The organism is Bradyrhizobium sp. P2_E8, assembly GCF_056403875.1.
The window spans coordinates 1-12,640 of the sequence record NZ_JBFUES010000101.1; the positions used below are offsets into that span (position 1 = coordinate 1).

The 12,640-nt window shown below is 65.6% G+C and carries 13 protein-coding genes; 9 read left to right on the top strand and 4 right to left on the bottom strand.

The features are described 5' to 3' along the window. On the top strand, positions 1-313 hold a 313-nt coding region (locus tag AC1D00_RS08295), incomplete at its 5' end, for an SDR family NAD(P)-dependent oxidoreductase (protein ID WP_477010315.1). A gap of 121 nt (positions 314-434) precedes the next feature. Here the strand turns inward: AC1D00_RS08295 and AC1D00_RS08300 are convergent. The 4 genes from AC1D00_RS08300 to AC1D00_RS08315 are packed head-to-tail and all read right to left on the bottom strand — an operon-like array spanning position 435 to position 2,974. Then, entirely contained in the window at positions 435-944 is a 510-nt protein-coding gene (locus tag AC1D00_RS08300) for a DoxX family protein (RefSeq protein ID WP_477010316.1), read from the bottom strand. Beyond that, positions 944-1,723, bottom strand: coding sequence for an HvfC/BufC N-terminal domain-containing protein (locus tag AC1D00_RS08305; protein ID WP_477010317.1), 780 nt, complete (start codon positions 1,721-1,723; stop codon positions 944-946). Before AC1D00_RS08305 ends, AC1D00_RS08300 begins: the two co-directional genes overlap by 1 nt. Next, on the bottom strand, positions 1,713-2,621 hold the full coding sequence (gene bufB, locus AC1D00_RS08310) for an MNIO family bufferin maturase (protein ID WP_477010318.1): 909 nt from the start codon (positions 2,619-2,621) through the stop codon (positions 1,713-1,715). The genes AC1D00_RS08305 and bufB overlap by 11 nt, the downstream gene beginning before the upstream one ends. Before the next feature lie 47 nt (positions 2,622-2,668). Beyond that, the gene (locus AC1D00_RS08315) at positions 2,669-2,974 is read right to left on the bottom strand and encodes a BufA1 family periplasmic bufferin-type metallophore (RefSeq protein WP_018645959.1); all 306 of its coding nucleotides are present in this window, start codon (positions 2,972-2,974) and stop codon (positions 2,669-2,671) included. A 312-nt stretch (positions 2,975-3,286) separates the two neighbouring features. On the opposite strand from AC1D00_RS08315, the gene AC1D00_RS08320 reads away from it, so the two are divergent. The 8 genes from AC1D00_RS08320 to AC1D00_RS08355 form a co-directional block, all read left to right on the top strand. Beyond that, positions 3,287-5,374: an adenylate/guanylate cyclase domain-containing protein gene (locus AC1D00_RS08320; RefSeq protein WP_477010319.1), complete on the top strand. Its 2,088-nt coding sequence runs from the start codon at positions 3,287-3,289 to the stop codon at positions 5,372-5,374. Between the two features lie 232 nt (positions 5,375-5,606). Next, a complete protein-coding gene (locus AC1D00_RS08325) occupies positions 5,607-6,449 on the top strand; it encodes a shikimate dehydrogenase (RefSeq protein WP_477010320.1) in 843 nt (280 codons plus the stop codon). Positions 6,450-6,473: 24 nt separating this feature from the next. Then, on the top strand, positions 6,474-7,349 hold the full coding sequence (locus AC1D00_RS08330; RefSeq protein ID WP_404558662.1) for an amidohydrolase family protein: 876 nt from the start codon (positions 6,474-6,476) through the stop codon (positions 7,347-7,349). Next, on the top strand, positions 7,349-8,503 hold the full coding sequence (locus AC1D00_RS08335) for an ABC transporter substrate-binding protein (protein WP_477010321.1): 1,155 nt from the start codon (positions 7,349-7,351) through the stop codon (positions 8,501-8,503). The genes AC1D00_RS08330 and AC1D00_RS08335 overlap by 1 nt, the downstream gene beginning before the upstream one ends. A gap of 206 nt (positions 8,504-8,709) precedes the next feature. Continuing rightward, positions 8,710-9,294: a HutD/Ves family protein gene (locus AC1D00_RS08340; RefSeq protein WP_477010322.1), complete on the top strand. Its 585-nt coding sequence runs from the start codon at positions 8,710-8,712 to the stop codon at positions 9,292-9,294. 109 nt (positions 9,295-9,403) lie between these two features. Continuing rightward, positions 9,404-10,609 (top strand): adenylate/guanylate cyclase domain-containing protein, encoded by a 1,206-nt coding sequence (locus tag AC1D00_RS08345; protein ID WP_477010323.1) that lies wholly within the window; start codon positions 9,404-9,406, stop codon positions 10,607-10,609. A 124-nt stretch (positions 10,610-10,733) separates the two neighbouring features. Continuing rightward, a complete protein-coding gene (locus AC1D00_RS08350) occupies positions 10,734-11,531 on the top strand; it encodes an adenylate/guanylate cyclase domain-containing protein (RefSeq protein WP_477010324.1) in 798 nt (265 codons plus the stop codon). Between the two features lie 249 nt (positions 11,532-11,780). Next, positions 11,781-12,640 (top strand): ABC transporter substrate-binding protein (locus AC1D00_RS08355; protein ID WP_477010325.1); only part of this gene is annotated, 860 nt, incomplete at its 3' end.

A 12,640-nucleotide genomic window follows, 5' to 3' on the forward strand; every position in this document is an offset into this window, starting at 1 on the left:
GCTGAAGGCCGGATCGCAGATGGCGGTGTATGACTCCTCCAAGGCCGCGCTCGGTGGCCTGATGCGCAACATCGCCCATCTCGGCGCGCGCCGCGGCATCCGTGCCAACCTCGTCTATCCCGGCCTCGTCGATACCCCCAACGGCCGCGAAGCCGGCGCCGGCCGCCCCTCGCGCGGCAAGGGCCACGTCCCCTTCGGCCGCCAGGCGACGGCGTGGGAGATCGCCTATGCCGTGCTGTTCTTCCTGTCGGACGAAAGCGTCTACGTCACCGCGCAGACGCTCGCGGTGGATAGCGGCCTGAGCGGGATGTAGGATCTGATCCCGTAGCCCGGATGGAGCGAAAGCGTAACCCGGGAGCGCTGCCTCATCGCCCGAGCTGACCCGGATTGCGCTGCGCTCCATCCGGGCTACGGACGCGAGCGGCGGCGAGTGCCTATCGCCCGTGCGATCGTGCACGACAGATGAGATGGTCGAGCGAGAGGCTCCCCGGCCCGTAGGCCATGATGCCGAGCGCCATGGCCGCCCAGGTGAGGTGGATCGGCCAGCCGTCGGGCACCGTGAGCTCGACGATCACTGTCATGAACAATAGTCCGAGTCCCGCAAACCGCGTGCCTAGTCCCAGCACCAGCAGGATCGGGAACATGATCTCTCCGCAGCCCGACAGGAAAGCCATCACCGCCGGCGCCGGAAAGTGGTAGGGCCCGCCGGGCAGATGCAGCATGAACTCGTCGCTAAACAGCGTCACCGYGGTGTCGTTGAGCCGCAGGAAGCCCCCCCATTTCAGCATGCCCGAGCGCCAGAACGGTACGGACAGCGCCACGCGCAGCACGAGCTGGACAAGCGAGGGAGCCGCAATCGTCTGCACCAGCTGATTGGCCTTGTCGACGAGCAGCCCGAGTGACGGCAGGCTGCCGCTGGTCGTCATGCGTTGGTCCGTGATCATCATGCATCTCCAGCAGCAAGCGAGGTGAATGCGCCCGCCTCGATCAGGCCGGCGATGTTCGCGGCGATGTCGAATTCAGGCGATGCGTCGAACGCTGCCATTGCGGCCGCGCCGAGCGGTTGGCCGGACATCAGGCTGGCGGCAAAGACGGCGCCGCCGGGCGGAAGGTGGCGCACCACGACGTCGAATTCGGGACGTGTGATCAGGGCGTCTTCCGGCGTGGATGCGTCGATGCGCGCGGTGGGCGTGCCGTCGCGATTGGCGGCAAAGATCGTCACGGCCGCATATGGCGATCGTACGATTCGTGTGGCCGGATGCGGCGTGAGGACGAGACCGCCAAGCCGCTCCGGCGCGATGGCGAACAGCCGCATCGGCGCCAGCGTTAGCGCGTCGGCGGCATGATAGGCATCGAGCCAGGCGCGCTCGATGCGGGCGACGTCGGCGAGCCAGGGCATATCCTGCGCATGCTCGTACCCGGCGATGAAGTCCGGARAGTCGTGGCCATATTCGAACAGCAGCGGCGAGGCCGGCGGGCTGCTGCGGACATGGAAGCGCGCCATGGCGCGGAAGAAATCGGGTCCCGTGATGCGCTGCACCGCCGGATAGATCGCAGCCAGCGTCTCGATCAGGCTGACCGTGACGTTGTTGCGGTAGACGTCGTAGCGTCGGCCCGCCGGCTTGCCRTTCCGGCCGGCCACGGCCGTCGGCACCTCGCGCGCGGGGTCGAGCAGCGGTGGCGCGAAGGCTGCGGCAAATCCAAGGTCAGCATCACGCCGCATGGCGATCCTCCGTTGCTGCGGCCAGCTTGCAGCGATCGAGGATCGCCTGCGCGGCGGCGGCCTCGGCCCGCAGGATCGGCCATGCCGGGATGCTGCTGTCCCATTCGATCAGCGTCGGCACGGGACCGCGCCGCGCGATGATGATCTCGAACAGCTTCCACACGGCGTCCGCGACCGGGCCGTCGTGGCTGTCGATGAGGAGGAGGTTGCCGTCATCATCGGTCTGCTCCGCGTGGCCGGCGAGATGAATCTCTCCGACGTGAGCAAGCGGGAAATCGGCGAGGTAGTCGAGCGCGGGGAAGCCGTGATTGGTCGCTGACACGAACACGTTGTTGATGTCGAGCAGCAGGCCGCATCCCGTGCGCGCCACGATGCCGCGAATGAAATCGGTCTCGCTCATCGCGGACTCGCGGAAGGTCAGGTAAGTCGACGGGTTCTCCAGCAGCAGCGGACGGCGGATCGCCTCCTGCACCTGGTCGATGTGATCGCAGACGCAGGCCAGTGTCGCCTCGGTATAGGGCAGCGGCAGCAGATCGTTGAAGAAGCTGGTCTCATGCGTCGACCACGCCAGATGCTCTGAGACCAGTGCGGGCTGGTAGCGCGCGACGAGGCTGCGGAAGCGCGCCAAATGCGTCTTGTCGAGCGGCTGGGGCCCGCCGATCGACATGCTGACGCCGTGCAGAGATAGCGGATGGTCGCGGCGGATCGTCTCCAGCGCGCGATGCGGCGGTCCGCCCGCGCCCATGTAGTTCTCGGCGTGCACCTCAAAGAAGCCGGCTTGCGGGCCGGCTTCGAGAATCGCGGGAAGGTGCTCGGGCTTGAAGCTGGTTCCGGCGACACCGCCGATCGGAAGTGAAAAGCGAAGCGGCACGGTGGCGGGCTTGATGGCCGTGATCATGATACCTCTCCGCTTCCTTCGTGTGGCGTGATGGATCGGCCGGGCCGTCAGACCGGCTTGAGCGAGCCCTTCTTGCCGCCCGGCAGGTCGATGCTGGTGCAGGTGCCGCCCTGCACGAATTTCCAGGCGTTGCCCTGGAAGTCGACGGTCGAGGTACCCTGGCAGGTCGTGCCCGGGCCCGCCGCGCAATCGTTCTGGCCCTTCAGCGCGACGCCGAAGCATTTCTCCTTCTTGGCGGCGACGGCGGCATCGGCCTCGGCCTTGGTCAGCGGGCCGGCGGCGGCAAGGGTCGCGAGCGCGGTCGACATGGCGCCGGCGAGAGCGAGCGTGGTGACAACGTGTTTGGCAGACATCGCAGTTCTCCTGTTCGAAATGGCATCGCCTGGCAGGCGAAGGCGCATGATCTCGTTCGCCTCGTGCGCAGCCGGCGTTACTGCCGGGGTGCTCACGAGTCCGTGAGACCGATTGGTCGGGGCGCCCGGTTGGTGCGCTTGGGCCGGGATTAGCGGGCAAACGCCGGCGCAAATCCAATGCCTTGGCGCTATCGAGACGTTAGCCGTCGGGCATTGGCGGGGACGGCCCGCACCTGCCACACGTAACGAATGAGGGCCGGCGGCGTAGAGCGATGTTAGAGGATACGCAGATCTGCGAAGGCGAAAACGGCGATGAATGTTGATCCCGGACGGCGGCTCCAGGCGATCGCAAGGCTGACGGTCAGCATCCGTCTCGCCGTGTCCGCACTGGTGCTCGCGGCGATCCTGCTGACGGCTGCCTTTTCCAGCCTGTTGTGGTGGCGCACCGCGGAGGCGACCAGCCGGCAGCTGGCTTCAACCATCAACGAGCAGATCGTGGCGGCGGTGCGCAAGGAGGTCTCGGCCATCGTCGACGAGGCGCGCGCGGCGCACACCGCGATCCGCACCCTGTTCCTCCAGAACGTGCTCGACACCCGCGAGGCCGACAAGCGCGAATTCGTGTTCCTGTCGCAATTGCAATCGCAGGCCACGATCTCCTGGGTCGCCTTCGGCTGGCCGGACGGAGCGTTCGTCGGCGCGCACAAGCTCGGTGATCGCCGGCTGGAGATGATGGAGATCTCGCTGACCGATCATCCCGGTCAGCGCCGCATCGATGAATATGACGTCGTGCCCGGCGATATCGAATTCGCCAACCGCCGGTTCGAGCCGACTGATTTCCGCGTCGCCGACCAGGCCTGGTTCAAGGCCGGGCTCACCGCGGACGACCCGCAATGGTTCAGGGTCGTAGACCATCCGACCGGCGAGCGGCCGTCGATCGCCTTTGCGGGCCCGATCGACGTCTATCAGGAGCGGCAAGGCGTTCTGGCTGTCATCATCGAATATACAAGGCTTGCACGCTTCCTGTCGCAGCTTGAGGTCGGTCGCACGGGAACGGCCTTCATCGTCGATGGCAGCGGCGAACTCGTCGCCGCGCCGGACAAGGATGCCGACGAGCTGCATCCGGCAGGCGGCGACACCACGCTGCTCCCGCTCGCGCGCGCAGCGCTCGAAAAGGCGGGTGAGGCCGGCCGCAAGGAGGCCTGGCGTAGCCGGCTCACGTCAGGCGGCGCGGCCTACGAGGTTGCGCTGACGCCGCTGCCGTTTCCCGGCTGGTCGCTCGCGACCGTGATCCCCGAGGCCGAATTTCTCGGCCCGGTCGAGACGACGCTGCGGCGCCTGATTCTCGGTCTTGCCGTCGGCGCCGTGTTCGCGGCGATGGCTTCGGCAATGCTGGCGCGTTCGGTCATCGCCGCGCCGTTGTCCCGCGTCGTCGGCGAGCTTCGCCATGTCGAGGCGTTCGCGCTGGAGCAGGTCCGTCGCCATCCGTCGCGGCTCAAGGAAATCGCGAGCCTGTCGGGCGCGATTGCCGAGATGGCGTCCGGACTATCCGCCTTCCGCAAGTTCATTCCGGCCGATCTCGTCCGTGACCTGCTGCGCCAGGGCGTCGAGGCAAGGCCCGGCGGCAGCATCCAGGAGCTCAGCGTCATGTTCATCGACATCGCCGGCTTCACCGGACTGTCCGAGCGGCTGGGCGACCGCGTGGTGCCGCTGCTGTCGCGCTATCTTGACCTCACCTCGGAAATTATCGTCGCCAACGGCGGAACGATCGACAAGTTCATCGGCGACGCCGTCATGGCGTTCTGGGGCGCGCCGCAGCCGCAAGAGGACCACGCTGCGCGATGCTGCCGCGCGGCGCTGGCCTGCCGCAGGGTGATCGACCAGTCTGGCCTTGCCGACGATCTCGGCCAGCCGCTCCAGATCCGCATCGGCATCAATTCCGGCCGCATGCTGGTCGGCAATATCGGCTCGGAGCTGCGGCTGAACTACACCGTGATCGGCGATGCCGTGAATGTCGCAAGCCGGCTGGAGGGCGCCAACAAATCCTACGGAACGCAAATCCTGATCGGCGAGGCGACCGAACGCCTGGCGCGCGGCGCCATCGTCTCGCGTGAGATCGACCGCATTGCGGTTTACGGACGAGAGGAGGGGCTCTCGGTCCACGAGCTCGTCGGAATCGCGGATCAAGGCGTGACCGAAGCCGGCTGGATCGCGGATTACGAGCACGGTCTCGCCAATTATCGGGTGCGCCGGTTTGCCGCTGCGCTCGCCGATTTCGAAGCCGTGTTGAAGCAACGCGCGCACGATCGCCCCGCCGAGTTGATGCGCGACCGTTGCCGGCAATTCATCGCCGCAGCGCCTGACGATGGCTGGCGTCCGGTCGCGGCATTGACGTCGAAATGACGCACTGAAGCCGGCATGGCACGTGGGGATCGATGTCTGCCGGGCTCCGGCACCAGGTCCCCTGCATGCCGCGTTCCCCTCGCGAGATTCAGATTGCGCCAGCTGACCGTTCCGCCTAATAGAATTGGACAAATGACCAAATAGCATGGTCGAGCGCCAAAAGGCGTGGCCATGGAGGAACAATTGCCCTGCGCAACATGCGCCGGCGGCCTTGGGGAATGGGAAGCGCGGCATGTCGCAGGCGGACGGATTCGGCTTGGCGGGAATCATCGGAATTCCGGTCGCGCATTCGCGCTCGCCGGTCATTCATAATTACTGGCTGAAGGCGCACGGAATTCGCGGCAGCTACGTGCCGCTCGCGGTCAAGCCGGAGCGGCTGGAGGATGCGCTGCGCGGCCTCGTCGCGCTCGGCTTCCGCGGCTGCAACGTCACCATGCCGCACAAGCAGACGGCCATGCCGCTGCTCGACCGCGTCGACGAAACGGCAAGGCGCATCGGCGCGGTCAACACCATCGTCGTCGAGAAGGACGGCACGCTCTCCGGCTTCAACAATGACGGCAACGGCTTCGTGCAGAGCCTGCGCGACGCGAGGTCCGACTGGCGCGGCGATGCCGGGCCGATCCTGCTGCTCGGCGCGGGCGGCGCCTCGCGCGCGGTGGTGGTCGCACTGCTCGAAAATGGCGCGCGCGAGATCCGCATCGCCAACCGCACCGCAGAGAAGGCGCAGGCGCTCGCCAGGGATTTCGGCTCCGCCGTCGGCACCGTTGCGTGGGATGACCGTGGCGCTGCGCTCGGCGATGTCGCCCTGCTAGTCAACTGCACCGATCGCGGCATGGTCGGCAAGGGCGCGCTGGAGATCGACCTGTCGCGCTTGAGGCCCGAAACGCTCACCGCCGATCTCATCTACACGCCGCTGGAAACGCCGTTCCTGGCCGAGGCCCGTGCGCGCGGCTGCGTGACCGTGAACGGGCTCGGCCTCTTGCTCAACCAGGCCCGGCTCGCCTTCAAGGCATGGTTCGGCGTCATCCCCGACGTGACGCCGGAGTTGATCAAGGCCATCGAAGCGACGTTCTGAACCACGCCGGAGGGTCTCTGCGCCATGACGCTGCCAGTGTCCCCCAGGATCGACTGCCACATCCACGCCATCGATCCAGTCCGCTTTCCTTACTCCGCCGACACGCCATACCGGCCGAGCGGGCAGGAGATCGCGCCTGCGGCGCAGCTCATCCGCGTGTTCGACGCTTTCGATATCAGGCACGCGCTCGTGGTTGCCACCAACACCGGCTACGGCAGCGACAGTCGCATCCTGCTCGACACCTTGAGTCAGGGCGGCGGCCGCTTCAGGGGCGTCGCCGTGGTCGAGAACGACGTCGAGATCGGCGAACTCGAACGGCTGAAGGCGGCCGGTGTGATCGGCGTCGCCTTCAACGTGCCGTTCCACGGCGCCGATTATTATCTCAGGGCGGCGCCGCTGCTGGAGAAGCTCGAAGGCCTCGGCCTGTTTCTCCAGATCCAGGTCGAGCAGGACCAGTTGCTCGACCTGCTGCCGCTGATCGAGAAATCACATATGCGTCTGGTGTTCGACCATTGCGGACGTCCCTCGCTTGCACAGGGCCTGAAGGGCAAGGCCTTCCAGGCGCTGCTCGCGATCGGCCGCGAGCGAGACGCACACGTCAAGCTCTCCGGCTATTACAAGTTCTCGCAGCAGCCACATCCCTACGAGGACACCTGGCCGTTCATCGCGGCCCTCGTCGAAGCCTTCACGCTCGATCGCTGCGTCTGGGGCTCGGATTATCCGTTCCTGCGCGCCGATGAGCGGCTCGACTACGGCCCGCTGCTCGCGGTGTTGACCAAGCTGTTTCCGGATCCGGGCGACCAGCATCGCCTGCTGTGGCGAACGCCGGCACGGCTGCTCGGCTTCGACGGCGCGGCGGACGAACAAGATAACAACAGAGCTAAAAGGGGAGGGACGTGATGAGACATTTTGCAGGAATGCTCGGTATYGCCATCGTGGCATCGCTGTGGGCGGGCGCGGCTTGCGCGCAGACCACGGTCTACATCCCCGATGTAATCGAGCTGTCCGGGCCCGGCGCGGTCTCCGGCACCAACTGGCGCGACGGCGTCGCGCTCGCGGTCGACGAGATCAACAATGCCGGCGGCATTCTGGGCCGGAAAATCCAGACCGAGCATCTCGACACCCAGAGCAATCCCGGCGTCTCGCGCGCGCAGGTGCAGAAGGTTTTGGACAAGGACCCTTATGTCGTGCTCGGGCCGATCTATTCCGGCTCGGTCAAGGTCAACATGGCGCTGACGCAACAGGCCGAGATTCCACAGATCGTCGGTGCCGAAGCCGCCGATATCACCACGCAGGGCAACCCCTGGGTGTTCCGCACCGCCTTCGGCCAGCAATTCTCGATGCCGAAGATCGCCAACTATCTGCACGACAAGCTCAAGGTGAAGACGGTCGCGCTAGTCTGGGTCAACAACGATTTCGGCAAAGGCGGCCACGATAATTTTCTGAAGGAGATGAAGGCGCGCAATATCGAGATCGCGGCCGATATCTCCACCGAGCAAGGCCAGGTCGATTTCGGCTCCGACGTCATCAAGCTGAAGAGCGCAAAGGCCGACGCGATCTTCGTCTATACCAACGAAGAGGAGAGCGCCCGCTTCCTGATCGAGGCGAAGCGGCAGGGCCTGTTGACGCCATTGTTCGGCGAGACCACGCTGCTGAGCCAGAAAGTGGTCGAACTCGCCGGCCCCGCCGCCAACGGCGTGCGCGGCCATGTCGGCCTTTCCGCCGACGCTCCGATTCCCGCCATCGAGGACTTCACAAAGAAGTTCAGCGACCGCTACAAGTATCGGCCCGACCACAACGGCATCAAGGGCTACACCGCGGCCTATCTCGTCAAATACGTCACCGAAAAGATCGGCAAGTTCGACAGCAAGGCTTTTGGCGCCGCGATGAAAGGCCTGACCCTGAGGCCCGACAAGGCCCCGGGCATGCTGATGGAAGCAAGCTGGGACCAGAACGGCGACATCGACCGCGCCAGCTTCCTCGCCGAGATCGTCGACGGCAAGCAGAAGATCGTCGAGACATTGCCGAAGCTGAAGGCGGGCAAGGGCGAGTGAGGGATCCGTAGCCCGGATGGAGCGCAGCGCAATCCGGGTCGCTGTCCCAACGCGAGAGACGTCCCGGATTGCGCTGCGCTCCGTCCGGGCTACGATCCTGTCTGCGTGGTTGGCGCAGCTGTCCGCCAAATCGGTTGGCAAAGTCGGCGCGTCACGCGCATGATGCGCGCTGAACAGCTACTTGCATTCCCGGACGCCTTCAAGCCATGAAAACCACGCTGCTGAAATCCGAGGACTACACCCGCTCGCCCTGGAAGAACGGCGGCGGCATCTTCACCGACATCGCGGATGCCCATCGTGCCGGTAGCCCGGCGAAGGACTGGGACAGCCTGCTCTGGCGCTTTGCGTCCACGCCGATCGTGGCGTCCGGTCCGTTCTCCTACATGCCCGGCATCGACCGCTTGCAGATGGTCGTCGCGGGGCGCGGGCTGGTGCTGAAAGCACCGGGGCAGGAATTCGACGAGCGCGAGCCGTTCACGACCGTGCGCTTCACCGGCGAGCTCGAGATCGTGACCGAGCTCGAGGCCGGTCCCGTCGAGGTCGTGAACCTGATGGCCCGGCGCGGTGCGGCGGAGATCGCGCTTCTGGCACTCCGGGAGCCCGGCGATCGGCCATTGTCCGCCGGCACGCATCTGGTTTACGCGGTTTCCGGCAATTGCAGCATTCGCCTCAATAGCGAGGATTTTGTCATCCCCCACGGCAGCACGCTGAAGGTCGAGCTGACCGAGGCATCGCAGCTCGCGCTCGTTTCGGGGCTGGCGGTGCTGGGATCGATCCGGCTCGCCGGCTAGGCGGCAACCGCGCAGCCGATGCGCACAATCCGGGCAACTGGCTAGGTTGACGCGGTCGCGCCGGAGCACGATATCTCCTCACGTGCAGACCGCCGCGAAGGGCCAGGATATGAACGCGCCAGACAAAAATCCGCCCGCCACGCTGTCCGACGGCGTCGTCGACTGGCYGACCAACGGCACGCGCGACGAGCGCTTCATCGACAATATCTTTGCGCAGATGTGTCTCCGCCTCCAGCAGGCCGGCATTCCGCTGAAGCGGTCCACGCTTCACGTCCTGATCCATCATCCGCAATGGCTGGGGGCCCGCTTCATGTGGTCCGACGGCATGCGCGAGGCCGAGATCGCGCGGGTCGATTATGACGTGCGCGAGCGGTCCGAATTCATCGGCAGTCCCGCGAACGAAATGTTCGAGGGGGCGACCGAGGTGCGCGAGAACCTCGAACGCGATCCGGCGCTCGGCCGCAAGCACGCCCTCTATGACGAGATGCGGACCAAGGGCCTGACCGACTATGTGGCCTGGCCGCTTTACCACACCCTCGGCAAGCGCCATCTCGTCACCTTCGCGACCGACCGTCCTGGCGGTTTCAACGACGCGCACATCGCTGCGCTGAAGAAACTGCTGCCGGTGCTGGCGCTGGTCAGCGAAATCCGCATCAAGAACCGGCTGGCRCGAACGCTGCTGGAGACCTATGTCGGCTCCCATGCCGGCGAGCTGATCCTGGCCGGCGCCACCAGGCGCGGCACCGGCACCACGGTGCGCGCCGCGATCATGATCTGCGACCTCAGGGATTTCACGAAAATCTCCGACAACTGGCCGCGCGACGACGTCATCGACCTGCTCAACGACTATTTCGACGCGATGTCCGAGCCGATCGCGCGGCACGGCGGCGAGATCCTGAAGTTCATCGGCGACGGCCTGCTCGCGATCTTCCCGCTCAGCCAGCCCAATGCCTGCGCAAACCTGCTGCATGCCGTGACCGAGGCCCGAGCGGCGATGGTCGCGCTGAACGAGCGGAATAACGGCAGCGGCCGCGCGCCGCTGAACTACGGCATCGGCGTCCATGTCGGCGACGTCATGTACGGCAATATCGGCTCGACCACCCGGCTCGACTTCACCGTGATCGGCCCCGCCGTCAACATGGCCTCGCGTCTCGAGGCGCTCACCAAGCAGCTGGGAAAAAAGGTGCTGCTGTCCCGCGCGTTCGCCGATTTGGTGGAGCCGAGATTCGAGCTGGAGCGGGTAGGCGAACACGAGGTGCGGGGATTCAGCGAACCGATCGAGCTGTTTGCGTTCGAGCCGGGCCCCACGACGTGATCGCGAGCTGACGCAAGCGCCATCGGCAAAATCTTCGATCGGGGAGTCTTGTTGCCAACGCGGGAATGTCCGACTACCCTTTACCTTGGGTAGCCCAAACGTTCCTACGATTGGCCGCGCGTTCATGCCAAAATTTCTTCGCATCGGAGTCCATCAGTCCAACGTCTCCGGATACACGTCGAAGGCCTGGTGTGTCAGGCGCGTTGGTTCGGCGGTTTTCCTCAAGTGGGGCGCCGTGGAGGTCCATGGCGCCGGAGACGGGCGCAAGGTCTACTGGTCGCGTCTGCCGCAGGAGAAGACCATTCGTTGCGGCACGGCGCAGCGTGCCCAGGACTACGCCAAGGCCGCGATCGCGCGGCGCCGCAACCATCGTTACGAGCCGCTGGCCGGGCCGATTGCGAACCGGCGCCGGTCGGCCGGTGGCAGCGCCGAGCCCAAACAGGCACTCGCCACCATCCTGATCGTCGATATCGTCGGTTCCACCGCAAAGGCCGCGAAGCTGGGCGATGCGCGCTGGACGAAGATCATGGGCCACTATTACGCGGCCGTCCGCAAGGAGCTGAAGACCTCGCGCGGCAAGGAAGTCACGACGACGGGCGACGGCGTGCTCGCGACATTCAAGGCGCCGGCCGCCGGCATCACCTGCGCGACTGCGATCCAGAAAGCCGTGCGCACGCTGGGCCTCGACATCAGGGTGGGCCTGCACGCCGGCGAATACACCATCWGCGGCGGCGAAATGGTCGGTCTCGCCTTTCACATCGGCACCCGTGTCGCCGCCAAGGCGCGCGCCGGCGAGGTCCTGGTGTCGAGTGCGGTGAAGGATTTGCTGAAGACCCAGTCGGCGATCAGCTTCAGGGACCACGGGGTGCATCAGCTCAAGGGCGTGCCGGAGAAGTGGCGGCTGTGGCGGGTGGAGGGGTGAGGGGGCTTGTTATGAGCGGCAGGATAGCGTCCGTCATGCTTCCGTGATTTTGCTGCGCTTTCGTCTGCGTTCGATCGTGTTCGTTGTGCGTAGGAACCGAGCTCGCGTTTGACAAAGTCGACATGGCGCCGCTACCTTCGGTAAAAAAGCGGCACGTTGCGCAATTCGCGCATTGGCACGCGGTGAACTGGTGTCATCGACCGGGCCGTATACGCGCCTTGATCGACACGAGGTCAGGGAGGACAAGTCATGAGCGGCTTTGCGCTTTCGCGTCGTTCATTGATCGGAGCCGGTATCGGCGGTGCAACGCTGGCGGGCCTCGGCGATTTTTCCGCTGTGGCGGGGGAGTTGCGGCTGCGGATGTTCTGGTGGGGCGCCAAGGAACGGGCGGAGCGCACCGACAAGGTCAACAAGCTCTATGTGAGCCGCCATCCGGAGGTGACGATCGCCGGCGAGTCGCTAGGCTGGACCGACTACTGGGCGCGGCTTGCGACGCAAACCGCCGGGCGCAATGCAGCCGACGTGCTGCAGATGGATTACCGCTACATCTACGAATACGCCCGCCGCGGCGCGCTGCTGCCGCTGGACAATTACGTGCCGAACGCTCTCAACCTGACGGATTTCAGCCCGGCCGCGGTCGACAGCGGCAAGGTCGACGGCAAGATCTACGGCGTCAGCCTCGGCCTCAACTCAACGGCGATGGTCTACGACAAGGCGCTGATCCAGAGTCTCGGCTTGAGAGAGCCGGTCTGGAACATGACATGGAGCGAGATTGGCGATCTCGCCGCCGAGATCACCAAGGCCGCCAAGCGCGACGGTTTTACGGGCATGGAGGACGGCGGCCGCAACGAGCCGCTTCTCGAGGTCTGGCTCACCCAGCGCGGCAAGTCGCTGTACACGGGCGAAGGCAAGGTCGGCTACGACGAAAAGGACATGGCCGAATGGTTCGCGTTCTGGAGCGACCTGCGCAAACGCGGCGCCAGCGCCGCGCCGGATACCCAGGCGCTCGACCGCGGCGAGATCGACTCGAACCTGTTGTCGATCGGCAAGACGGCGATGGCGTTTGCCCACTCCAACCAGCTGGTCGGCTTCCAGGCCATCAGCAAGAG